The following is a 23,769-nucleotide window of genomic DNA, read 5'->3' as shown; positions in this document are numbered from 1 at the left end:
ACACACACACAAACTTAGGAGGAAACACAACATGAAATTAACACGTAAAGTATTAAGCGCAGCACTATTGGCAGGACTAGGGGTAGCACTTGTTGCGCCAAACGCAGTAAAGGCCGTTGATGACGTAAAAGACAGCAACGCAGATATCGAGTTCACTAAAAACACATCAGAACCACCACTGACACCACCAACAACAAGTGATAGTGAACCAATTACTGGTTTAACCACACATTCAGTCGATGAGTTTGGTATCCGTGCAGTAACACCATTAGATTTCGACAAGCACGCTGCAACAGTAGGTGTTAGCGGAGAATACTGGGCATTACCATTTAAAGATGGCGGAAGAGAAATCGAAAACTTTGTTGCAATCAAAGACATTCGTTCTACTTTGGATCAAAAATGGAAATTAAGCGGCCGTTTGAAAGAGCAATTCAAAGGTAGCGTAAGCGGAACAGACAAATATCTTGATGGTGCTTCAATCACTTACACAAACATGAACTTGGCTGCTGATGGTGTAGATCCAGCATTACAACCAACAGCTATGATCTTTGGTAACGGAAGTGGTACACAAGTATTAAGCGAAGGTGCTGCAACTGTACCATTCGCACAAAATACTGAAGAAGACAAAGGAAAAGGCTACTACTTCCTTACATTTGGTGATGATGCACAAGGAACTGCAGGAAGCTCAATCAAAATGAATATTCCTAGCAGCACAAACATCTTCAACACAAAATACACTGCAACAATCGAATGGACATTGTCTGAAACTCTATAATTTTAAGTAGAGCGATCGGTAAAGCGCCGGTTCAATTGAATCGACGCTTTACTTTTATGTAAACATACCCGTAAAGGAGAGGTCCCGTGAAAAGCAAAGGAAGAGCATTCTTTTTATTATACATACTTATTACAACAATCGTGGTTTCATTCATTCCCGTACAAGCCGAAGCATCTCAGGATGGGATGGGGTTCAGCTACAACGTAGTAAAGCCTGAAAATCAGATTGGTACAGCTGGTTATTTTGATTTAAAAATGAGCCCTGGACAAAAGCAGACAGTACAAATTGAATTGTCTAACAGTGGGCAGGAAGAAATTACAGTGGGTGTCTCGCTTAATAGTGCAAAGACTAACGCCAACGGCGTTATTGAATATGGTCCGACCGCAATTGAAAATGATGCATCGCTAAAATATGATTTTGTCGATGTAGTGAAAGCACCAACAGAGGTAGTTATTCCACCAGCCTCAGTTGTGGCATTGAATCTGGATATTACTATGCCGGAGGAAGAGTTTAACGGGTATATTTCCGGAGGAATTCAGCTAAAGAGAGTGAGCACAGAAGAAGTAGATGAAACAGAAAAGACAGGGGTCATCAATGAGTATGCCTTTTTAGTCGGCATGTTGTTAAGTGAAACAGATACACCTGTTGCGCCTGATCTAAGCTTCAATAAAGTCTATGCCGGACTATTCAATTATAGAAATTCAGTCTATGTGAATTTTTCAAATGTTCAGCCAGCGTATCTTGAAGAGGCGACAACAGATGTTCAAATCACCAAAAAAGGGGAAGATGAAGTCCTGTATGACACCAAAAAAGCGGGCATGCGGATGGCTCCTAACTCACTGATTGATTTTCCAGTTGAAATGAATGGAGACCGCATGGTGGCAGGCGACTATACGGCTCATATTGTAGTGTCTGCTGGAGAAAAGAAATGGGAGTGGACGGAAGATTTCACGATTACCAATGAAGAGGCGGACAAATTCAACTCTCAGGATGTGGCGTTAACACAGGAACGGGGAATTGACTGGAAGCTAATTGTGCTGATTGTGGGTGCTGTCTTTCTAGTTGTGTTACTCCTCTTCTTGGTGATTCACTTTGTGCGTAAGAACAAAAAGTCAAAGAAGAAAAAAGCAGTAAAAAGAAAGAAAAAATAAAGAACGATGAAGAGAGGATAGGGTAAAATGAGTGTTTTGGATATGTCTTTTATAGGGTTATTATCTAGTGCTATCCTCTTTTTGTTATTCAGTTTCCTTTATCTGTTCGTCAGCCTGTCGACAGGTAAGAAAATCAAGGCCTTGAAAGGGCGCAAAGTTAAGAATAAGAAAAAGCGGAAGAAGCTTATTCGTGTTCGGAAGAAGCTAGAGAAAAAAAGAAAGAATCAATTAATGGGCGTAATCATTTGTCTGCTTGTTGGTGTATCCAGCGGAGCCGGTGCGTTTTATGCCCGTTATTATCAGCTAACCAATTTGACAGCTGATGATGCTTCGGCACTTGCGAAAAGCTACTATTTAATTGATGAAATGGACAAGCAGCTGGAATCTGTGGAAAACGGAGCCGGTGCTGAAAAGACGGTAAAGAATTTGAAGGATTTAACGTCGCAATTAGGAAGCGTCACTGTTCGAATTGCTTCAGAAGGATTGTCGGAGGATGGACAGAAGCTGCTTAATCGGCATTTCTCGATGTTAAAGGATTTAGCGGTCAATATTAGTACTTTAAGCAGTGAGAATTTGGAAAATGCCGAAAAACGGGGAGAATACCGGAGCGACATTGAAAAGGTGAAGGAACATGAACAAAAGGTATTTAAAAAATTCAGTATCAATGAGTCTTCACTGAAACAGAAGTAGTTGTGGTGTATGCAGATGAAGGAAGAGCAAGTAAAAAAACGAACAAAGAAACGAGTGCCTTCTTCAGGTAAAGCGTCATCGCCTGAAAGGAAACGAAGAAAACAACCGACTAAACATACGAAGCGTAAAAAGAAAAATGAGCCGAGGCCAGCCCAGAGGAAACGTCAAACAAAACCGTCAGGTTTTACTACTGGCAGAGCAGTCGTGGGAAAGAACCAGCCAAGAAAGCGTACCTCTGGAGCTGGTAAAGGGATGAAGGGCAAGAAAAGGCTGCGAAAAAAAGGGCCGAAGCATTCCCTGCTTAAAGACCTCCTACTTGCTTTCGCTATTACAACACTGCTGCTTACTATTGTTATTGGTTCCAGTTTTCGTTTTCCAAAAATGACCGGTTATTCCATGGCTACCACAGTCAATGATAAGGACCGGTTAATTGTGAATAAGTGGAAGGGGATTAAACGTTTCCGTCTGGTTTATTTTAACGACCCTAAAACGGGAGAGAGAAGCATTAAACGGGTGATTGGTTTGCCGGGAGAGCATGTGGCCTATAAAAATGATGAACTGTTTATTGATTACAAACTGGTTCCCGAGCGTTTTCTGGAAGCCGCTGCAGCGGAGGCAAAATCCGGCGGCTATATCCTCACAGAGGATTTTACGTTGCAGCAGGTTTCAAAACAGCCGGTTATTCCAGAAGGGCAGTATCTTGTATTAGGAGATAATCGGAAGTTTTCAATTGATAGCAGAAATTACGGATTAATTAATAAAAAGGATATTATTGGAGTCGTTGAGCTAAGGCTACTGCCATTTCATACAGCGAGATACTTCTAGAGGGAAAAACAAGAGGGCAAAAAAATGACAGAAAAGAAAAAAACAACCAAACATAGAACAACTGAATCACCAGATAGAAAGCGTCCCTTTGTTTTCCGGGGAAAGGAGCCTCATCAGATACTTAAGAATGTTTTCTTCTTATTCTTTGTGATTGGCGCCTTTCTTTTTTTTATCTACATAGGGACCCATGTGGTGAGTGGTGAATCGATGGCACCGACATTCGCAAACGGTGACCGTGTGTTTGTCCGAAAAGGAGCAGCACCTGAGCGCTATGCGATTATCACCTTCCACCCGGAAGAGGAGAAGAACGAGACTTACGTCAAACGAGTCATTGGGATGCCTGGTGATGTTATTTGGCTGGAGGAGAACAAGCTGTTCATTAATCATCAAATGAAGACGAACAACCCTGTCGCCAGCAATACGGACAAGCGGGCCATTGATCTGCCGGATGGAACAGTAAAAGTTAATATTACAGTAGACGTTGAAGCGCAGCTCAAAAACATGAAAACTATTCCTGCCGGGCACTATTTTGTCTTGGGAGACAACCGTAATCATTCCACTGATAGCCGTTGGCTAGGCTTAATCAAAGACGAACAAATCGAAGGGGTTGTTGTTTTCCGTTATTTTCCGTTTACTAAACTAGGCGGCGTTCGTTAGTGAGAAAGAATAAGAAAAATGAGGAGCAGGTACATATGAAAATATTAATACAAAACAGAAAGGTTCTGGCCTTTGGCGCAGCGAGTGTACTGATCCCTGTGGTTATTATGGCAATCTGTTATTACTTAAATGGTATTTACTACGGAAGTGACCGGACGGTGCTGGCAAGTGATGCCTTGGTTCAATACGCGAATTTTCATGCCACGATGAATAATGTTCTTCATGGCAAACAAGATCTTTTTTATACTTGGAGCGGCTCTTTAGGTCTAAATTTTTGGGCACTGTCTGCTTATTATCTCAATGGGCTTTTTACACCTTTGGTGTATTTCTTTGATAATATCCATATGCCGGATGCCCTCTATGTAATTACCTTAGTAAAATTTGGCGCAGTAGGCGGCTCTTTTTGGTTTTTTGCACGAAAGACTTTTAAGCTATCCGAGTGGTTATATCTGGCACTGAGTGTCTGTTATGCTTTGATGAGCTATGCGACGGCGTATTCTGAAGTAATTATGTGGCTGGATCCCTTGGTTTATCTGCCGCTGATTTTCTTAGGGATTCATCGGCTGATGGACGAAAAACGTCCGGGGTTATTATTTATTAGCTATTTACTGTTGTTTTTGTCGAACTTTTATATGGCCTTTATGATTGGGGTTTTCAGCTTTCTGTACTTTTTCTGCCGGCTGTTTACGGACCGCAAACGCTATGTTTCCCGAATCGGTTCATACTTACTTACCTCCATTTTAGCTGGTTTGGCCTCGATGGTGACGATTTTACCGACAATCTTGGATTTAAGCAGTAATGGAGAGAGTCTGGATCAGTTATCTGTTTTCTGGCAATGGAATACAGGCCCTTGGGATTTACTCACGAAAAGTATGGTTGGCGTGTACGATACCAGTAAATATGGCAGTGCACCGTTTATCTATATAGGGTTGTTTCCCTTACTCTTTTGCCTATGGTATTTTCTCTCTAAAAAAATTCCTCTACGGAATAAACTACTGTATGGTTCGCTGTTTGTTTTATTGATTGCCAGTGTGTACATTTCTCCCTTAAATCTTTTCTGGCATGGTCTACATAGTCCCAATATGTTCTTGTATCGTTTTAGCTTCCTCTTCTCTTTCCTAATCATTTTACTAGCAGGGTATGGATTGGAGCGCTTTGAGCAGGCGGATGTGGATCGTTTTTCTACAAGTGTATTAGTGGTCATCGGTCTGTTTTTAGCGACCTATCTATTGGCCAATCGGAAGCGTTATGGCTATTTGACTCCGCTGGCGCTCATCTTCACCATGGTCTATCTTGTTCTCTATCTGGTTTTATGGATCGGTGTCCAAAAGGGCAAACGGCACTCCGTGATGTTTGGCCTGTTGTGTCTGGTCATGCTTACAGAAACAGGGGTGAATGCGTACTATATGGTGGTGGGCATTCGCTCAGACTGGGGATATGCGGATCGAACAGCCTATACCAAGAATTATAAGGAGATTGATCAGCTGGTGACTCAAACTAAGGAAAGCAATGATCAGTTTTACCGCATGGAAAATCTGACGGGGATGTTTAATGACAGCTTTAAATACGGCTATAGTGGGGTGACGATGTTCTCCTCAATTCGAAACCGGCATTCTTCCCAATACTTGAATCAGTTGGGGTATCGGTCGAATGGGACCAATTTAAATATTAAATATCAAAACAATACCCTGGTGATGGATGCGTTGATAGGGATTAAGTACAATCTTTCAGGCGAACGGATTAGCAAGTTTGGCTTCAAAGAGGTGGGAAAATCCGGAACCTATCGTCTGTACGAAAATCAATATGCTCTGCCGTTGGGTATGCTTACGGATGAGGGCATTTATAAAAAAGATGCCGTGGCGAATCAGACCGAATTGCTTCGTTATCTGTCAGAGGAAGAAAACAGTGTCTTTAAGGTTGCGGAAATTGAACAGACCAAGCTGGAAAATGGCGTGATGCATCGAAATGGAGAAGAGGTACAATATGTCCGGGAAAGTGCTTCTGACCCGCTGGTGCTTCACTGGGAAGTAGAGGTACCGGCTAAAACACAAGCATATATTAGTCTAATGCCTACAACCTTTGATACCTCCAATCGTGGAAACATTCGTGTGACGGTGGGAAGTCGCACCTTGTCGGGTGAGTTAATTTCAGATGGTCAGTATTATGATTTAGGCTACTATGAAGAAGCCAAAACGGTAAAGGTGAAGGCGTCCATTACAAATGAAGAAAGCTCTGTCGTCCGCATGTTTAAGCCGGATGCGTTATTGCTGGATACAGAAAAATTTGATCAGATGATGGAGAAAATTCAACAGAAGAGTGTGAACTTTAAAGTAGAGGGCCGCACAGCAGAAGCAACGGTTGAGTTGGCAGAGGACCAGGTAATCTTAACGACCATTCCTTATGATAAGGGCTGGAGTGCTTATGTGGATGGGAAAAAAGTAGAGATTCCAACCTTTAAAGAAGCATTATTGACGCTTCCTGTGGAAAAAGGTACCCATACGATTAAGTTTGTCTACTTCCCTCAGGGGTTAAAGCTGGGGATTGGTCTATTTATAGGAAGTAGTGGTGTGTTCGTGTTCTATCTACTTTATTTAAGAAAACAGAAAACGAAGGAGAACTAATATGAAAAAAATCATCAGTAGTTTGGTACTACTCGTTGTTTTTCTTAGCGGCTGTTCGGCTAAATTATCTGAGGAGAAGGAAGCTTTTTCAGATAAAGGCGTGTCCTATGAGATTCAGCTGATTAGCGGCTGGGAGCTGGATTCGAATCCGATAGAAAAATATGGACAAAGTGCAGTATTAGGCGCCAGCGATACCAATAGTAATTCCTTTATGTTTGTCAGTACGAACCGTTTAGAGGAAGCTGACATGAAAACCTTCGCTAAAGACCGACGCAAGGAGCTGGCCAAAACCTATGGTTATGATGATCCAGAGGATATGTACATGAAGACTCTGGAGTGGGGCGGAAAAGAAGCCTATAAGTACACCGCTTTTACCAAGTTCAGTAAGGTGGAGGTATGGGCGCACATTTACTACCTGCAGACGGAGGATAGGATTGTTCAGATTGTTTATTATTCTGCCGATGACGGCGGGTATAAGAAGCGCTCAGAAATCATTGAAGAATCAGTACTTTCTTTAGAACAGACCGAGGTGGATCCAGAGTGGCAGGAAGAGACCGAGGAAACAACCGAAGAGGAAATCGAAGGGATTGGCGTGAAAAATGACGCGGTGGCGTTTGACATTCGCGGGTTTCAGAAGGCAAAGGATGCCGATGGGAATTCGTTGATTGTGATTCGCTACAAAGTGAAGAATTTAGGCACTGAAGCAATCTTGCCAGAAGTCTTTGATCAGAGCATCGTTCTAACGCAAAAGGAGAAGACCTTAAAGCGAACAGAATTACCTGAATCAGAGAGTGAAAATGAAGCTGGTGATTTATGGGAAAAAAGAGCGCAGCCAATCGACCCAGAGAAGAGCGGAGAAACGGTGAGTGTATACCGTTTGGACAATGGAACAGACGAGGTGACATTGACCTTTACAGCCGCTGATTTTCCAGAGCAAGAGCCGCTCACCTTTGACTTATCATTACTTTAAATTAAAAGGAGAAAACATATGAAAAAACTAATCCCTATGTTTCTGCTGGGCTGTCTGTTGGCAGCAGGCTGCGGGAAAAAAGAAGACCCTGCAGCAGCAACGCTTTCCAGTGAAGATCAAGCGATTGTTTGGGCGGAAAAGAGAGAAAAATGGTTTGGCAAGTTTGATTATCTTGAGATTGATCAAACAGAAGCGAAAGAACTGATGACGGATAAATTTAAGGTGAAAATCCCTGCGCTTTATGAGGGAGCAGAAGCGGTTTTTGATGAGCAGCTTAAGAGCGGTGAAACAACCAAAGAGAAACCGATATGTGAAGTGGTATCTACGGGGAATAGTTTGCGGTTTACGACCGCGTATCCCTACAAATGGGCAGATGGAAAATATTATGCTTATGGAAAAGTAGAGCTGACCTATGAATGGAATGCGGACCGTCAAAAGGCGCAATTAAAGTATCAAGAGGTTGAGTTGTCTCATTACTCAGAAGACAACAAGCTGTATATGGCTGATCCGTTGAAAGCAGTCGAAGGCTTTGCGAAGTTGGCGAAGGTGAAGGATATTGATGACAAGCTGGCTACCTTTACGCCAGAGTATGAGAAGGCAGCGGAAGAGACCTTGTTTTTTGAACAAACGATTGAGCAGGCGATGAGCGATGGGTTAGTGGGAAGAAATATTAGTGTTGATTTCGGAGAAACGGGCACTGTTTCATCGATTCTCCTGTTTATTAATGATAATCGAAATATTTAATAGAAGAAATAACCAAACAGGTCTCTTTCATGATTAGTAAAGGGACTTGTTTGGTTTTTTAGATAGTCAAAACTTGTTGAACATTTAATATAAACTCAGCCATAAAGCGGGACGTATGCCGCCGCTGTTATCTCCGGTTAATGGATGACAGTCTTGACTGTTGTAGTTAAAGGTACCATTGCCTTGAATGCCAATAGTGCCGTTGCCCCAGATGTAAACAGCTCTCCGCTTGTCACGGCCGGTTGAGCGAAGCCACCACCAGCTGTAGCCGTCAAGCTGCGCTCTTCTATTGACGCTGTTTTCATCTTTTCTTTGAAACCAGTATTTTTGATTCTTTCCCGGATGATAGAGCAATCTACTGCTGTTGCCAAAATAATAACAAGCGGCTTCTTCAAGGCTCAGCAAGAAAATTTTGTCTTCCGTATCCTCTCCACCTGTGGTGCCATACCACTGATTGATTGAATTTTTATTGGTTACTGCGGCAATTCTAGCTTGATCAGCTGCATTAAATTGGTGCAGAAATTCAGTATTTAAGTACTTTCTTAATGCACAAGTTTCCCATGTAACATCTTCAGCCTTATCATGAAAGGCCTGTTGTCCCACAATATCTTCTGCCAGCAGCAAAGCATGCTCATTTTTTATGTCAAGCACTCGCCATTGATAGCTGCCGAATACAGTTTTATCACCGATTTTCATTATTTATCCCCCTTTAATACAAGAAATACACGATTGATTTTTAATGGATACATTCATTGTACTAAAGGAGCTATTCACCTGTCAGTAGTCAGAAGCAATTTTTGACAGTGTCAGGTGCGGTCTCCTGCTTTTTTGATAGCAACCCATATCTCCTGTCTGTCATTTTGCATATAGCTTTCTATTATAGGGATATCGCACAATACATAATCAGAGCTTGGCAGCCACTCGCTATAGAATTGCTGATAGAGAAGCTGGGTGGCTTCCGGTAGTTTTCCGTTTGCTGTAATGATAATCCAGGTTGAAGCTGGAATGGTGACTTCCTCCATCCCTGCTAGTGGTGCAGCATAGCATACATCAGGAGCGTCAACATAATTAGTAACGCCAGTCAAATAGTCAACAGTATTTTCTGAATCATGGATGCTTGAGCCGATGAAGCCAGCAGGTCGATAATCCGTCTGCTTAAACAATTCAATTAGCTGTTCTATTTGTTTGGAGCGCCATAGGGTTTCCCACACCTGGGGAACCGACTGATAAATAGTTTCTTTGTCCAGCTTGTGGATAAATCCAGCTATTGAAAACTGCGGCCAGTCTTCAATAGAATAGTTCATATTAAAATCCCCTTTGACAGTCAATTCAAAATGCAATTTAGAGGTTGACCTTAAGGAATGAGGAGCTTTTCTTGCCTCGGAAGGAAGAACCCCGTGAAATTTTTTAAAAGCCCGGGCAAATGAATCCTGAGAATCATATCCGTAGCAGTTGGCAATTGTACCAATGGATTCTTTGGTATGCTGGACAGCGACACCAGCTTTGGTCAGGCGCCGTTCTCTAATATAAGAGCTTAATGATTTGTCGGCAATATAAGAGAACATTCGCTGAAAATTATAGATAGAACAATTAGCTAGTAGTGCGATTTCGTCATTATTGATATCCCCTTCAAGGTTTGCTTCGATGTATTCGATTACCTCGTTGATTTGTTTCATCCAATTCATAAGTAATTATCTCCTTTTTTAGTATCCACATCATATCATAATTCGTAAGGGAATCATTCGACTTTTTATGTCGGATATTATCGAAAAGGTCAAAAATTGCCATACAAAAAAAGTTGAAGACTGCAAATGAAAAATAGAAATATAATCAGTTGAGATGACAGGAATACTTTTTGTTTTTGATAACAGGAATGTGTTAAAATAGACAATAGAGCTAAAGAAAGAAATTGGCTGCTAAGATGTACAGAAGCACTCAGAAGGCGGCTGATTTTTTGTCGTAAAAATGATTTTTTTATTTTTATGAGAAAAGAGTATAGAGTGCTGATTTTGTTTGAGAAGAAAAGATTGAATTCTTATTATAAAAGATAATAATGTACTGCGCTGCTGTGCAGTCAGATGGAGGAGGAGAAAGATGCAGTCTGTTATCTTTGATTTTAATGGAACCTTATTTAGTGATTCCTATTTACATGAGGAAGCATGGCAGCAGTTTATTCAAGAGCTGATTGGGCGTAAATTTTCCCAAGAGGAATTTAGTCAGGTTCATGGTCGAACGAATCATTTGATTATGGAAGCAATCTTAGGAAAGCCTCTGACGAAAACAGAGGGCGAAGAATTATCTGACCGCAAAGAAGCACTTTACCGCGATTTGGTAGTGAAGGAAGAGCACCAACAGCTAATTCCAGGAGTGGTGGATTATTTTGAATTTTTGAAGGAGCATAACTTTCCTATGAATATTGCGACTGCTTCTCCCAAGGTCAATCTTGATTTTTATTTTGAGATTTTTCAACTGGATCGCTGGTTTGATTATAATCAGGTAGTTTATAATGATGGCATCTTGGAAAGCAAGCCGGCTCCGGATTTTTATATTCAAGCCGCTTTAAATATTAACGCATCGCCAAGTGAGATGATTATTTTTGAAGACTCGCTCATTGGATTGACTGGTGCGGCAAATGCTAAAGCAAAACATATTATTGCGGTAGCTACTGACGAAAATCATAAGCAACTGGAAGAAACTGGGCTAGTTGACTTTGTTATTGATGATTTTAACGATCCACGGATTAAGGAAATTTTATTACGTTAACTTTTGTTGAATCTTGGACGTTTACTAATAGCAAATGCGAGCCAAAATAATGGAAGATAATGGCTTTAAACACTCGATATGAAAGGAAGTATAAAGAATTATGCAGTATCCTGAACCAATAAAGATTCAATAATGGTTCAGGTATGATAATGCTGGAATGCTTGTTATTACTCTACTTTCAATTTTTGTAGTTACATCATAAAAGTTTAAAAAGTAGTTTTTGTTACCTTCACTGTTACCCTTGAATAGTGGTAGATACTCTGAAATTTATATCAACTAAATTATGATTTAGAAACCAAGAGAAAATATGAAAGCAATTTTTAAAATCCTCAGCGTTATCTTTCTAATGAAATCTAAAATAGACTTACTAGGAAGTTGTAATAAAGCTAGCATTATGTGCAACAGTCATGGGAGAAAAGGTTAATAAGGAGAAATTAAATGTTTGATTATACAATGCTAAATGATTATGAGTTTGAAATCTTATGTAGAGATATAATGCAGATTAAGTTAAATAAACCTTTATTTGTATTTCCTAGAGGAGTAGACCAAGGCATAGATATATGTGATAGCAAAGTTCATCCTGAGATTTTAATCCAAGCGAAGCATTATGCTAAAAGCTCATATTCACAATTATTCCGTTCCTTAAAAGAAGAATTACCAAAGGTGGATAAGCATCGACCAAAACAATATTTTATTATGACTACACAACCTTTAACTCGACAAAATAAATTGGAAATACTAAATTTATTTTCAAAATACATGAGTGATATTTCAAATATATGGGGGAAGAATGATATTGATTCTTTTCTGGAAATGGAGAAAAATTCTGAAATAGTTCAACAAAATTTCAAATTATGGCTTAATGCTTCCAATGTACTTTCAATTATACAAAATCAGAATGTTTTTCTAGATTCTGCGGAATTAATCGAGGATATTAAATCAAAAATAGAATTATTTGTTAGTACTAGTTCGTATAGTGAGGCTATAGATAAGTTAGAAGAGAATAATGTATTAATTATCGTAGGTGCTCCTGGGGTAGGCAAGAGTACAATTTCTGAGATGCTTCTTTTACATTACATCGAGCAAGGATTTGCGATAAAGTATGCAACTAACAATAATTTATCTGATTTAAAAAAATCAATAAGTTTAAAATTGGAAAAAAAGGAGCTTGTGCTTTTAGATGATTTTTTGGGACAGCATTATTTAAGATTGAGGGACGATCAGCCTAATGAATTGAAAACACTACTATCATTTATTAGTAGAAGTAGTAGCAAAAAAATAATATTAAATAGCAGAATTACTATATTAAATGAAGCGATGGAATGGTCATTAAAATTTAATGATTTGATGAATAGGTACGAACTTCAGAAATATCTAATTGATTTAGATAAAATTTCAAAATATGAAAAAGCTAAGATATTATACAATCATTTATACTTCAACGGAATACCTAGTGCATATTTTAAGAATATAAAAGTGGATAATAATTATTTGAAAATTGTCTCTCATAAAAATTATAATCCACGGATTATTGAATACGTTACGAAAAAAAGAAATTATCAATCGATTTCTCCAGAAGGATATTATAACTATGTTTTAGAAAAATTAGATCATCCAGCAGATATATGGAGAGACGAGTTTGAAAATAGAATGAGTATCGAAGACAGATGTTTCATGAATACGCTATACTCATTAACAGATACCAATGTAGAAAGTGATAAATTAGAAAAGGCATTCAATTCAAGAATCAGAAATGAAAAAAGTTTAGATACCACCACGAATCATTTTAATAGAGTTTTAAAACGATTAACAGAATCTTTGGTAACGATAAGATTTAAAGAAAAAAAAGGTTTATATCAGTTTTGAATCCTTCAATTAATGATTATCTCTTAAAAGAAATTAGTATAAATGAGAACGAGCAATTGAAGACTATTAAAAGCGCAGTTTTTTTTGAGCAAATTATCAGATATAACAAATCTAATGAATCAGATAAAATCTTGATGAATAAATTATTTTCTGATAATATATTGGAAGTTAAAACATTGCGTAATTCAAGTTTTTACTACTTTTTAGAACAAGTAATAGAACATGAGATATTGGATGCAAATCTGCTTGAGAAAGTTAAAAAATCGGTACAAAGAGCCCATGAAAACTTGGAAGCGGCAAAATTTCGAAATTACAGTTTATTAATAACAAAATTATTACACAATGGAATGTTTGAATTTTATGATTTATCGGAAGTTTTCTGTTCTAATGATAAACTGCTTCTTATAATTCAAAATATGGATAGAAGGTCCATTATAAATCTATACAGTAAGATGAAAGATAATCATTTAATTAATGATAATATTTCTATGAAGATATTTGAAGCTGCTCTTGAAGATACCGTTATTGAGGAGATACACGATGAATTAATATATGAAGATAGCGCGATTGCTAGTGAGATAATTGCTGGCATGGGTTATGATTATGAAGATCATGAATTAATAGAGTCAGAACTTATTCAAAAATTAGAAGAAAAAATTTTCAATGAAATTGAAACATTTAATGAGGTACTCCCCGAAGGATTGGTAATAGGAAATGTGTATAATCTAACAAGGGAAATAGTCAGTAGATTTAATATTAGTGATACAGTATATGATTTATTTCGAGGTGCTGAGAAACTAGAAGATAAATTCACAAATAGAAAAGATAGTGATGTAGAAATGATAAAGTCTATGTTTGAAAAGTGAAAAAAGTATGTTTTTAGAGCCTATTAAGATAAAGATCAAATATATGATGAAGTTATTTTTACATGAGTTCAGAAAAGGTGTAAGCAATAAGTAAAAAGCTGTAATATCAGCATTTTTGGAAGTCTTGTTTTGTGCATTGGGAACCAAAAAGTAGTTATTGTTCTCAAAAATGTTCTCACTAGAATGAAAATGAAATCAAAATAAAGAGCATTATCTAAGGGAAAATAGATAGTGCTCTTTATTTTGATTTTTTTGCTTGTTACTATTCCAGTGATGAAGATTTATTTGTGCTCTGAAAGAAATATAGAGAAGTAATAAGTCAAATTATATTCTCATAGATAAGGTTAAAAAAAATTATTTCTCATGAATAAGTATATGATACAATTTACTTATCAATTTCTTACAATAAAATTTGTATAGAAATCAAGAGGAGTGAAACGATTGTTAAAGAATAATCCACAAAAAGCAGCAGCAATCGCTAGTAAATTATCTGGCGCTAGTTCACTATCAATGAAACTGGATGCTACTATCTCTTATTCGTCAAGTCCAGCAGTTTCAGGGTTAGAAACGTGTCTTTCTGATCTGTCGAGAATCGTTCAAAACTTTTCAGCAAATCTAAACGCTGACAGTGCGAATCTGGTTAAATTGGCAACCACACTACAGCGAACTGATGAAAAAGTAGCGGGGCGGTGATTCAGTGAATGAGAAGAATGTAAACGAGAAAGAAAAACAGCTCGAACGGTTAAACGAGCTAAAGCAGGAACACTGGAAAGCGGAGGAAAAAGAAACAATCTTTGGAAAAGCAAAAAAATATTTGAACTCTGCTATGGAAGAATACAATCACTTAAACAAAGAAGAACTGGCTTTATTAGATGAAATTGCTTTTCTTTCAGACGGCACAACAGCAAATATTCACGCCGAACGTGGCTTACATGAGCGGGAAGAAACCGCCCGTCATAGTCGCTTTATGCTAGAATCAGAGTATGAAGAACTAGACGAACAGGAACGAAAAACGAAAGTCGCACGAGAAGAGTTAGAAGACCAGATAAGACGACAGCAAAAGGCGGTGTATGACTATGCCAAAGATTGATTATGCTGAACTGTCTCAGGTGGCTAACGCTCTAAATGGTGTCGCTTTGCGGTTAGATTCGTCACTATCTGCTGTGTCAGATGCTGCAAACGAACTAAATGAAACCTCTGAGCTAGACGGAACAGCGTGGAAGAACACAAAAAGTTATTTTGATGTATACCCTACTCTTTCAAAAGGGATTTGGAATAGTGTTGTGACCACCTCAGAAACTTTGACCTCTTATCTATCTGATTTCCAGTCAGAAGTCGGAGCACCTAGAAATCAGCTGGATACAGATAAACTTGAAGAAATGCAGGCAAGGCTTACAGCTATTCAAGCAAGGCGACGAGATATCATCAGCGAAATGGCGAAGGCTGAGGACTATGTTTTAGGCAACCTAGCCAATCGCTTGAGCGGGCTAGATTCAAGCACCAGTTACTTTACCGAAGAAATTGAACTACTGACGAAATACCGAGACTTTGAAGCGAAACATGGAAATGTATTTGATGATGTAAAGGGGACAATCTCAGACTTGAAAACAGGGATGAGACAAATCAGCACACAAAAACACTTCACCCCTACGCAAGGATATGCCCCAAGAAGCTATAAAAAAGCGGACTGGTTTAATCGGTTAACAGATTTCAATGAGAATCAGCCAGAAAAAAGGTCTGTTAGGTTTACAGTTGATTGGGGCAGAGATAAAGATGTCCAGTTAAAAGTCTATAAGAATGGAAAATATGATAAAGAATTGACTGAAAAATATGTCTGGCTATCCATGCAGGAGAGCTTAAAGGACATGTTAAACGTAGCGGGTGAGTTTTCAGGTGCTTATGACTTGTACAGGGTTGTTTTAGGAAGAGACCCTGTTACAGGAGAGAGTTTAACCTTTGGTGAATGGATGCAAGCAGGATTTTGGACAGTGTTAGAAGTATTATCTGCCAAAAAAGTACTCAGTTTAATAGAAAATGTCAGACTAGGTAATAAATTATTGGATGGCGTATCGTTAACAGAAAAAGAGCTGAAATTATTCAACAAACTGAATGATGTCGGAGATTATAAGATTGTCGAAAAAACTGGTGAAATGCGTAATGCGAAAAAGAATGTACAAATCGTAGATGAATTTGAAATCAGTTTTAATCGAAAATCAACACACGATGCAGAAGAGTTTGCAAGACAACTGAAAGATCAGCAAAATGGGATGAATCAGTTATCGATTGAAGAATATATGAAAAATCGTCAAGAATATCTTTCTAACGGTCGTAGTAATAGTGCGGCAGAATTTCAGAAAACCGCTAGACAAGAAGCATTGGCTGAAAAAATTCTTGATTTAAGAAATCAGGGACTTTCAAGAACTGACGCAAAAGTAAAAGCTGAAGAATGGCTTAAGAATCAAGCTGCCTTGCATAATCCAGACATGGTAGCTGGTGGATACCCTTGGAATATACAAGGCGTAGGAGATGCAAATATAAATTCTTCACTAGGTGCACAGTGGAGATACAGGATAAATGATCTTGATAAATATATCTATGAGGTATCTAAAGACATGACTCCAGAGCAGTTGAAAAATACGTATTTGAATGTTAAGTTGATTGAATAAGCAGAAGAGGAGAATATTTATGAATCAATTATTTGATGATTTTGTAATAGAGCAGAAAGCCAGTAAAGAAGTAATTGAAAAGTATCAAGATAGAATACCAGAAGAAATGCTATTATTCTGGAAAGAATACGGATTTGGTACATTTTTAAATGGATTTATAAAATCCGTAAATCCTGATGATTTTCAAGAGTTATTAATTGAAGGAAGTCAAAGATTCCATGATGGGATTGTTTTGTTTGCTACAGCATTGGGAGACTTGATTATTTGGGAAGGAAATTTTGTTAGAATAATAAGGTTTAGATATGGAGTGACAGATACAATAATGTCTGGATTTAAGTTTTTCTTTGAAGATTTATCTGATGAAGATTTTAGAGAAGAGGATTTAAGATGGGCTCCTTATCTTGAGGCTATAGAAATCAATGGTGTTCCTAAATTTGAAGAATGTTTTGGTTATGTTCCTCTTTTGGGATTAGGGGGAGCTGAGCAAGTCGAAAACTTAAAAATTGTGAAACTTAGAGAACACATAATTTTGATTACTGAATTAATGGGTTCTATTATATAAGAAAATGAAAAAGCAAATTGAAGATTTATTTATAGATGTAAATTAGGAGGTTGGATTGTGAAAAACAGCTATATTGCCAAATCAGTTCGATTAGAAGAACTAAAAAAATATTCTACTGATATAGTTGAAGTAGATAAATTTGAGATTGTAGAAGATATGGTCTTGGTTTTTTATTCAACAAAAGAAGAGAGTATGGAAAACGCAATTTTATTGGATGAAATTAATACTAAGATAAAGTTAAATATGGATGAAATATACTTAACATCTTGCGGTTCATCTGAGTATTTTAACAAAAAACTGTTTAAACTAATTAATAAAATGGAACGAAAACTTAGAGAATTTGTATACATTGCTATAATAAAAAGTGATGAGGGAAGATTTTATGATTTACATGGAGAATTAGAAAAATTAGACTTTGGGGAGCTTTATAGGCTGTTATTTACAGATGAAAAATTTATAACTGGAACTAAAACAATCGTCAACAAAAATAAAAATGATAAATCAAAATTTATTCTTGATGGTTCGTTTTCAAAAGAAGAAGTTCTGAAAGTAATTGGAGAAATTGAGGAAAACACAATTTGGGATAAAATTAATGGAGGAAACTCTATTCCATTACTTAAAAATAACTTTTCTGAAATAAAAAAATTCCGTAATAACGTGATGCATGCGCACAACATAAATAAGGCTACTTATGCAAAAGCTAGTGAGTTGTTTGTAAAATTGAATGAAGATTTTGACCTTGAAATTAAGCAAATGCTTACACAAAATGATTTGTATCCAATTGGAGTTGATTTTACTAATAGTTTGAAAGTGGGTACGGAGCTAATTCTTAGTGCTACCAAAAGTATTCCTATTGAGAGTGTAAATAGAGCTACAAAAGCACTTGGAGATCTTGCTGTAGTAACCAATTCTTCAATTGATTTAGCACAATTTACTGAAGCACTGAAATCTCTTGGTAAATCATTTGAAAATATGTAAGGATTATCTGTTAATAGATAAGATTCTGTTTGTCTGTATATGTTTTAGAAAATCATTTTATTACGATTTCATAAAAGACGTGAATAATCGTAAAAAAGCGGTAATATCAGCATTCTTGAAAGTCTTGTTTTGTGCATTGGGAACAAAAATGTTGTTATTGTTCTCAAAAATGTTCTCACTAGAAAAAAATGAAATTAAAACAAAGAGCATTATCTAAGAGAAAATAGATAGTGCTCTTTGTTTTGATTTTTTTGGCTTGTCATCATCAAAAAAAAGAAGATATTGTAGCAAAGTAAGCATGTAGTAATAACTAATCAATTTTCTTTTATGTGTCTAATAGGATGGTTCCCGCCACCTAAATCTACTTCTCTTCCTTTGTTCGTTATAACGTATTCATATTCTTCATCAACTACTTTTGCTGTTTCGCTAAGTCCTAAATCTTCTAATGTTCTGATGTAACGTGTAATTTTTTCTGAATATTCTTTTTTTCCTGTTTTTAGATATTGAACTAAGTTGTGGAGATACTCTATATTCATTCTTTGTTCGTAGTTTGAAGAATTGACAGGTTGTTCTTTTGTCATTGAAATATATTTTTCAGCAGTCTCATAATCACTTTTGTAGATAAGCATAGTTATGATGTTTCGCATGATATTGTATGCAAAGATCACTGTTTTATGTGATCTTTCGAGTTCATTCTTGACAGGGATTGCCTTCCTTACAACTCTTTCAGCCTGTTTCTTGTTGAATCTGGCACTTGCATTTAACAAAAGATTGTAATCGTAGTGTGTTAAAAATGTCCTTTTTTCGATATAACTACAAATATACTCTTTCTCTTCTTCATTGATATCTTCAACTTCTTCATATACTGCACAAAACATTAACTTAATCGCTATGTAGTTGTTAAGTTCTCTTAAATTCAATTTTTCTATTGATTTATTAAAGTAGTGAGAGAGAAGCCTCTTTTTCTTTTCATTGTTTTTAGGATGTTCAGAACAATATCTGAAAAGTGAAATGAAATCGTTTTGCTTTTTGTCTAAATCAGACATGCGAACAAACTCTTCTGCTGTAATTGATAATCTGTCCGCTATTGTGCTAAATTCATCAATATTTACAGCCTTAGTGTTATTTTCGATTCTTGAATATGTAGATACATTAGTATCTAAGAGTTCTTTTTGTTTTTGTTTATTGTTTAATCTGAAAAAACGAAATAAATCTCCTGTTTTCAGTATTTCCACCTCCTTTTTTGCATTATAGCAAATAATTATAAGAAAACACATGTTTTTTTTCTGATTATAAGAGAATTTAAGACTAAATTTTGCTGTATTGAAAATCTTACTTTAAAGTATATCTATGTTTTGATGAATCTGGTAAATTATAATCATACTATTAGAAAGAGGTGAGATAATGTTTCTGACTACTTTGTGGGGAATTGTCACTCTGGGATTTGTTGGAGGAGTGTAAATTACCTCAAGTAATGAAAAAAGCAAGAAAGCATTCATTGCACAATGTTTTCTTGCTCTGTTAATTAATTAATCTGTATTATAGTATAACAAATCGTTATAAATAAAACAGTAGAAAATGACTATAAACTATTATAATCAGACCCGTTTATGATAAAGCACTTTCTATAATTACTTTTTGGCGGTGGATGTTATGCACGAAAAAAAGGAGCAGTTGATAAAACTTATTAATGAGACAGAAGACCCAACTGTCATAATTCATTTTTTAAGAGTTTTAGAGAACATAAAAAAAGAGAGTTGAGAATTTACTCAGCTCTTTTCTATTTTTGCTCAACGTAAGATTTTACTAAAGCGTTTATATGTAATAAATCACTGTTGTTTAATAAAGTTAAATTCTGAACAATTTCCGTAAAAATAGGATTTTTGTCGGGGAAAATTAAACGAGTTGTTGCTTCGATAGATCGTTCGTCGGGTTCAGTAAAATCAGATTGCCCAGTTAGATAATCTGTAGTTGTGTGTAGAACAGTTGCTAAGCCATTTAGACTTTCTAGTGATGGTTCAGTTCTCCCACGTTCCCAGCTGCCAACGGTTTGCTTAACTACATTTAGTTTGTCAGCGAGCTCTTGTTGAGTTAGATTGTGGGCTATTCTTAGTTCTAGTAATCGGTCTTTAAACACCATAATACCCTCCCTCGACGTTCTTTTGTAATTATAGCAAAAATAGGAAACAAAGTGTTGACAAACTACAAAACGTAGTATAATATGTAATTAAGGAAACGAAATGTTACCTAGTAATTGAATAAACAAAAAAGCATTCACGAAAAGAAAATAAATTTCTGTTTCGCAAACACTTATAGTAAAACTTCGACACTTTTATTCTAAGTGAATTTACGAAATAATGCAAGGATGATATTTTCGATTTAGGTTATCAGTCTTTTTGAGGTAGTGCAGAACAGCCTATGATTGTTTAGCAAGGTGGCAGTAGAGTAAAGCTGAGTGTTCATGAATTTTCAAAGGTTAGAACTTCTTGTCTATAGCTGAGGGCTAGGTTTCTGATTTTAACTTATTAGTTAAAGGATGAGGCAATGGGGAAATCCCGCTTAGGATAGATCGGTGTCTAATTGGATGAAAGTTACTTCTAAAGGTGGCAGCATTTCGAATGATAAGGAATGTGTAAGCATGAACGAGAAGCGGCAGGGCTGGTACACCGTATGTGGCAATCTATTAATGCGCCGAGATAGAGGGAAACTCTTAGCCATTGAAGATGATTCTAAGAAATGAATGTAGGGAGTTCTGATTTCATACCTTAATTGGGAACTTGCAGGAAACTTCTTGAGATACTAAAGTATCAGCATTCTATGCCATGAATTAAGAATCTGAATTAAAAAAACAAAGCTATAATCCATAAGTAGAAAAAGTTCTTTTTCAAAGGAGAAGTAGCTTTGATTAATCAATAGAATAGCAGAAATATAAGGACAATCTTATTTTAAGAGTGTCCTTTTTCTGTATTCCAGTTTAGTTAAAGAATTGACTTTGCTGTAATGCAGAAAAACGGGAGGAGATTATGAGTAGAGAAGAGTATACCAAATTAAGTAAGAGAGTTAGTGAAGAAAAGAAAAAGGAGGAGGAGAACTTCAAAAAGCAGCGACAACTTACATTGAAGAGAAAAGAGGAATTTTACATTTCATTGATTGATTTGACAAAAGTACAACGAATTAGAAAACAACCTATGTTTAAAAGTTTTGTGTGTGGATTTGTAGCAATAATTGTGCTGGCATTATGTTATTTATTTTTAAATAATTTTAAATTTAGTTTTGAATTACTGATGCTGTTAGTAGTTTCGGGTGCCATGTTGGTAGGAATGACAGAATTTATTGAGGATAGTTGGGTTTTAACCGATGAAGAAATACGCAGAGCATTGAAAATGATTTATAAAGACCTAGATAAATATGAATAAGAAGAGAGGAGAAGTAAATGAGTATTTTAAGTCTATTAAAAAAGAAAAGCGAGGAAGAAATAATGGAAGAGTTGGAGGCAATCATTTGTAAAGGAAGAGCGGCAGGGATTGTTAGTGTGTTAATGATTGATGAAAAAGAATCAGAAACTGCTGACGGTGTAACTTTTGATTTAGAGAAATTTATTATTGACCAGCTACAATTTTTGAAAGTTAGAAGTATGTTTTGTTCAGATGAACATTTAAAAGATAACACCGAAGCTATGGTGAAATTGCTGGAAGGTCTTATCGAGTACAGGCGATTGGAAAAAGAGGGCTATTCTGATGAAAAGTAACGAAATGGATTTCTCATTTGAATGGTCAGAACTTAGAGAACGTGGAGTAGTAATCGAGGCATGTTCAAAAGAGGAAGCGATCAAGAAATTTTTATCAGGACAATATTTTGAGGATGATGTAGTTACTTCTAATGATTACAGGGTTTCAAGAACACTGTTTGTTGATGGAGAGGAAGTTGAGGAATAAATGTTGAAAAAAGAATTTGTTGAAGGATTTGTTAGAGAAATTAGAAATCAGGTAAAAATTCTTGATTAAGCAACCACTCGACACTAAGAAAGGAAGTAGGTAATGAATAGGACTATTGAGAGAAAAAAAGAGGTTCTGATTGAAAAAATTAGAGAAATGAATGCTGAAAATGCTGATGATGTAGTTGCAACAGTTCGATATGAGATTGAGCAAATAAGATTTGAAATATACGAAGAAAGTAATGAAGAATAGCAACCACTCCCCACAACAGAAAGAGAGGATGGTATGAATGGATAGCAATTCATTTGAAAGTATCATAAGAGACTTAGAGCAATCAGAAGATTTAGGGGATGTAAATGCTTGTAAAAATAGTCTCATTGAATTGTATGAAGAAATGGAAGCAATACTTTTTGATATATGTAATGAAGATGGAAGTAATCAATTAAAAATTTTCAAAGAAAGATACTTTCCAACAGATTATAGTGAAATGATGAAACTGTTTGTAAAGTAGCAACCACTCCACACTAAGAAAGGAAGGTTTGAATGGAAGAAGAAATTGAAGTGTTGAAAAATGTTTTATCAAGGTATGGATTAGATAAAAATTATTATGCTGAAGAACTGCTTAAAGAAAAAGAGGTTGCAATACCATCGTTTCTTATTGAAGAAGAAGGGCTAAGCTGCTTCCCATTTATAGCAGATATTAATGGAAAAACCGTTTATCATGCTACGTTAAGTCCGAATCAACGTTTTATTTTTATAGAGTAGCAACCACTCCACACTGAGAAAGGATGAATAACATGTACGGAATACGATGTAATGTTGATGGATTAAGAGGTTTTGTTACAGGTAGCTTTATTCATCAGGGAAATAGATATGTTTCTGTTACGAGGATTGATTCAGGAAAAAGAAGTGTATTAGGTTTTCCTAACATCCACAAAATTAAGGTATATAAATCAGAAAAAACGGCTGCGAATGCAATAAGAGATTATGAGAATGCATTTAAAGAGGATTTTGAAGTAGTAAAGTTTACAGATAAAGAGCTGAGAACACTTGAAAGATGTAAAAAAAATAACAAGCAATAAGTGGAGGACAAAATAATTTCACGAATAGTTAAAGAGTGAAAAAACTTATCTAATGGGGTTTAAAGTGTGCCCTCCACCTAGACCAATTATAATTCGCATACTTCTATATGTAAAGTATATATTTCTCTAAGGTTGAAGTAGCTACTTTGGAATTACTAGAATATGTAAACTGAAAAATAAATAACATGAAAGGAAAAATTATGGAAACAAGAATGTTGAGTAGTGGTGAAGGGATGAAATTGTTAAAAGAATATGCAAGAAAAGAACGAATGAAAGTAGTTCTGTTGAAAGATTTCTTTAAGGCTCAGGCAATAGAGAAACAAACAGAACAAATTACTTTCATTCGTTTTTTTAAAGAAAGCAAAGAAGTTGCTTTGGAATACATACGGATTAATGGAAAACTTTATTATCAAGTAAAAATTTAGGAGGAAAAAAGATGGCAAGAGATAGACGACCGACTAGAAGGATGAAAGAACGTATTGCACGAGAAAAAATTGGAAATCAATATTTGAATCCATCAAAATGGCTTGTAAGAAATTTGAGTAATGGAAGGATGATAATTGTTCATAAAAAATCAAAAAAGGAAAAAGAATTAGTGTATGAAGGGATTTAGAAAAA

Annotated in this window: 29 protein-coding genes; 25 read left to right on the top strand and 4 right to left on the bottom strand. The window is 36.3% G+C overall.

Translation table 11 applies throughout. From position 1 onward, the window contains the following. Window positions 1–31 precede the first annotated feature (31 nt). The 8 genes from ACPWSO_RS13125 to ACPWSO_RS13090 all read left to right on the top strand — a co-directional run bounded on the left by ACPWSO_RS13125 (window position 32) and on the right by ACPWSO_RS13090 (window position 8,433). The gene (locus ACPWSO_RS13125; RefSeq protein WP_426084027.1) at window positions 32–775 is read left to right on the top strand and encodes a WxL domain-containing protein; all 744 of its coding nucleotides are present in this window, start codon (window positions 32–34) and stop codon (window positions 773–775) included. 86 nt (window positions 776–861) lie between these two features. Further along, a complete protein-coding gene (locus ACPWSO_RS13120) occupies window positions 862–1,926 on the top strand; it encodes a DUF916 and DUF3324 domain-containing protein (RefSeq protein ID WP_426084026.1) in 1,065 nt (354 codons plus the stop codon). A gap of 27 nt (window positions 1,927–1,953) precedes the next feature. Beyond that, window positions 1,954–2,616: a hypothetical protein gene (locus ACPWSO_RS13115; protein ID WP_426084025.1), complete on the top strand. Its 663-nt coding sequence runs from the start codon at window positions 1,954–1,956 to the stop codon at window positions 2,614–2,616. A 15-nt stretch (window positions 2,617–2,631) separates the two neighbouring features. Further along, window positions 2,632–3,441: a signal peptidase I gene (gene lepB / locus ACPWSO_RS13110; RefSeq protein WP_426084024.1), complete on the top strand. Its 810-nt coding sequence runs from the start codon at window positions 2,632–2,634 to the stop codon at window positions 3,439–3,441. A gap of 24 nt (window positions 3,442–3,465) precedes the next feature. Then, the gene (gene lepB, locus ACPWSO_RS13105) at window positions 3,466–4,098 is read left to right on the top strand and encodes a signal peptidase I (protein ID WP_426084023.1); all 633 of its coding nucleotides are present in this window, start codon (window positions 3,466–3,468) and stop codon (window positions 4,096–4,098) included. Window positions 4,099–4,133: 35 nt separating this feature from the next. Beyond that, complete coding sequence (locus tag ACPWSO_RS13100) at window positions 4,134–6,719, top strand: YfhO family protein (protein ID WP_426084022.1); 2,586 nt, start codon at window positions 4,134–4,136, stop codon at window positions 6,717–6,719. A 1-nt stretch (window position 6,720) separates the two neighbouring features. Beyond that, window positions 6,721–7,689: a DUF5067 domain-containing protein gene (locus ACPWSO_RS13095; protein WP_426084021.1), complete on the top strand. Its 969-nt coding sequence runs from the start codon at window positions 6,721–6,723 to the stop codon at window positions 7,687–7,689. A gap of 18 nt (window positions 7,690–7,707) precedes the next feature. Then, the gene (locus ACPWSO_RS13090) at window positions 7,708–8,433 is read left to right on the top strand and encodes a hypothetical protein (protein ID WP_426084020.1); all 726 of its coding nucleotides are present in this window, start codon (window positions 7,708–7,710) and stop codon (window positions 8,431–8,433) included. 84 nt (window positions 8,434–8,517) lie between these two features. Here ACPWSO_RS13090 and ACPWSO_RS13085 read toward each other — a convergent pair whose 3' ends face one another. Both ACPWSO_RS13085 and ACPWSO_RS13080 read right to left on the bottom strand, forming a co-directional pair. Next, on the bottom strand, window positions 8,518–9,129 hold the full coding sequence (locus ACPWSO_RS13085; RefSeq protein ID WP_426084019.1) for a DUF6273 domain-containing protein: 612 nt from the start codon (window positions 9,127–9,129) through the stop codon (window positions 8,518–8,520). A 110-nt stretch (window positions 9,130–9,239) separates the two neighbouring features. After that, the gene (locus ACPWSO_RS13080; protein ID WP_426084018.1) at window positions 9,240–10,118 is read right to left on the bottom strand and encodes an AraC family transcriptional regulator; all 879 of its coding nucleotides are present in this window, start codon (window positions 10,116–10,118) and stop codon (window positions 9,240–9,242) included. A gap of 409 nt (window positions 10,119–10,527) precedes the next feature. Between ACPWSO_RS13080 and ACPWSO_RS13075 the strand changes: the two genes are divergently transcribed. The 8 genes from ACPWSO_RS13075 to ACPWSO_RS13040 all read left to right on the top strand — a co-directional run bounded on the left by ACPWSO_RS13075 (window position 10,528) and on the right by ACPWSO_RS13040 (window position 18,134). Continuing rightward, window positions 10,528–11,196, top strand: a complete 669-nt coding sequence (locus ACPWSO_RS13075; protein WP_426084017.1) for an HAD family hydrolase — start codon at window positions 10,528–10,530, stop codon at window positions 11,194–11,196. A 438-nt stretch (window positions 11,197–11,634) separates the two neighbouring features. After that, window positions 11,635–13,062, top strand: coding sequence for a hypothetical protein (locus tag ACPWSO_RS13070; protein WP_426084016.1), 1,428 nt, complete (start codon window positions 11,635–11,637; stop codon window positions 13,060–13,062). Between the two features lie 56 nt (window positions 13,063–13,118). Further along, window positions 13,119–13,928, top strand: coding sequence for a hypothetical protein (locus ACPWSO_RS13065; protein WP_426084015.1), 810 nt, complete (start codon window positions 13,119–13,121; stop codon window positions 13,926–13,928). A 441-nt stretch (window positions 13,929–14,369) separates the two neighbouring features. Beyond that, a complete protein-coding gene (locus ACPWSO_RS13060) occupies window positions 14,370–14,621 on the top strand; it encodes a DUF3130 family protein (protein WP_426084014.1) in 252 nt (83 codons plus the stop codon). A gap of 4 nt (window positions 14,622–14,625) precedes the next feature. Continuing rightward, window positions 14,626–15,018, top strand: coding sequence for a hypothetical protein (locus ACPWSO_RS13055; protein ID WP_426084013.1), 393 nt, complete (start codon window positions 14,626–14,628; stop codon window positions 15,016–15,018). After that, entirely contained in the window at window positions 15,005–16,594 is a 1,590-nt protein-coding gene (locus ACPWSO_RS13050; RefSeq protein WP_426084012.1) for a polymorphic toxin type 15 domain-containing protein, read from the top strand. Before ACPWSO_RS13055 ends, ACPWSO_RS13050 begins: the two co-directional genes overlap by 14 nt. 19 nt (window positions 16,595–16,613) lie before the next feature. Further along, window positions 16,614–17,156, top strand: coding sequence for a T6SS immunity protein Tdi1 domain-containing protein (locus ACPWSO_RS13045; RefSeq protein ID WP_426084011.1), 543 nt, complete (start codon window positions 16,614–16,616; stop codon window positions 17,154–17,156). Window positions 17,157–17,213: 57 nt separating this feature from the next. After that, entirely contained in the window at window positions 17,214–18,134 is a 921-nt protein-coding gene (locus tag ACPWSO_RS13040) for a hypothetical protein (protein ID WP_426084010.1), read from the top strand. 314 nt (window positions 18,135–18,448) lie between these two features. Here ACPWSO_RS13040 and ACPWSO_RS13035 read toward each other — a convergent pair whose 3' ends face one another. Continuing rightward, a complete protein-coding gene (locus tag ACPWSO_RS13035) occupies window positions 18,449–19,369 on the bottom strand; it encodes a helix-turn-helix domain-containing protein (protein WP_426084009.1) in 921 nt (306 codons plus the stop codon). Window positions 19,370–19,914: 545 nt separating this feature from the next. Further along, complete coding sequence (locus ACPWSO_RS13030; RefSeq protein WP_426084008.1) at window positions 19,915–20,274, bottom strand: helix-turn-helix domain-containing protein; 360 nt, start codon at window positions 20,272–20,274, stop codon at window positions 19,915–19,917. Window positions 20,275–21,157: 883 nt separating this feature from the next. On the opposite strand from ACPWSO_RS13030, the gene ACPWSO_RS13025 reads away from it, so the two are divergent. From ACPWSO_RS13025 to ACPWSO_RS12985, 9 genes are all read left to right on the top strand, one after another. Then, complete coding sequence (locus tag ACPWSO_RS13025; protein WP_426084007.1) at window positions 21,158–21,550, top strand: hypothetical protein; 393 nt, start codon at window positions 21,158–21,160, stop codon at window positions 21,548–21,550. 17 nt (window positions 21,551–21,567) lie between these two features. Next, window positions 21,568–21,882 carry a hypothetical protein gene (locus ACPWSO_RS13020; protein ID WP_426084006.1) on the top strand — a complete coding sequence of 105 codons (315 nt, stop codon included), beginning with the start codon at window positions 21,568–21,570 and terminating at the stop codon, window positions 21,880–21,882. Beyond that, a complete protein-coding gene (locus tag ACPWSO_RS13015) occupies window positions 21,872–22,069 on the top strand; it encodes a hypothetical protein (protein ID WP_426084005.1) in 198 nt (65 codons plus the stop codon). The genes ACPWSO_RS13020 and ACPWSO_RS13015 overlap by 11 nt, the downstream gene beginning before the upstream one ends. Window positions 22,070–22,171: 102 nt before the next feature. Beyond that, window positions 22,172–22,321: a hypothetical protein gene (locus ACPWSO_RS13010; RefSeq protein WP_426084004.1), complete on the top strand. Its 150-nt coding sequence runs from the start codon at window positions 22,172–22,174 to the stop codon at window positions 22,319–22,321. Between the two features lie 37 nt (window positions 22,322–22,358). Beyond that, window positions 22,359–22,580 (top strand): hypothetical protein, encoded by a 222-nt coding sequence (locus ACPWSO_RS13005; protein ID WP_426084003.1) that lies wholly within the window; start codon window positions 22,359–22,361, stop codon window positions 22,578–22,580. Between the two features lie 32 nt (window positions 22,581–22,612). Further along, window positions 22,613–22,834 carry a hypothetical protein gene (locus ACPWSO_RS13000; protein WP_426084002.1) on the top strand — a complete coding sequence of 74 codons (222 nt, stop codon included), beginning with the start codon at window positions 22,613–22,615 and terminating at the stop codon, window positions 22,832–22,834. Window positions 22,835–22,857: 23 nt separating this feature from the next. Continuing rightward, window positions 22,858–23,151, top strand: a complete 294-nt coding sequence (locus tag ACPWSO_RS12995) for a hypothetical protein (protein ID WP_426084001.1) — start codon at window positions 22,858–22,860, stop codon at window positions 23,149–23,151. Between the two features lie 200 nt (window positions 23,152–23,351). Then, window positions 23,352–23,576: a hypothetical protein gene (locus tag ACPWSO_RS12990; protein ID WP_426084000.1), complete on the top strand. Its 225-nt coding sequence runs from the start codon at window positions 23,352–23,354 to the stop codon at window positions 23,574–23,576. Window positions 23,577–23,587: 11 nt separating this feature from the next. Beyond that, window positions 23,588–23,764: a DUF6906 family protein gene (locus ACPWSO_RS12985; RefSeq protein ID WP_426083999.1), complete on the top strand. Its 177-nt coding sequence runs from the start codon at window positions 23,588–23,590 to the stop codon at window positions 23,762–23,764. The last annotated feature ends 5 nt before the right edge of the window (window positions 23,765–23,769 follow it).

This window comes from Enterococcus sp. LJL51 (assembly GCF_049894025.1).
Lineage (GTDB): Bacteria > Bacillota > Bacilli > Lactobacillales > Enterococcaceae > Enterococcus_L.
This window is presented reverse-complemented; position numbering and strand designations above follow the sequence as displayed.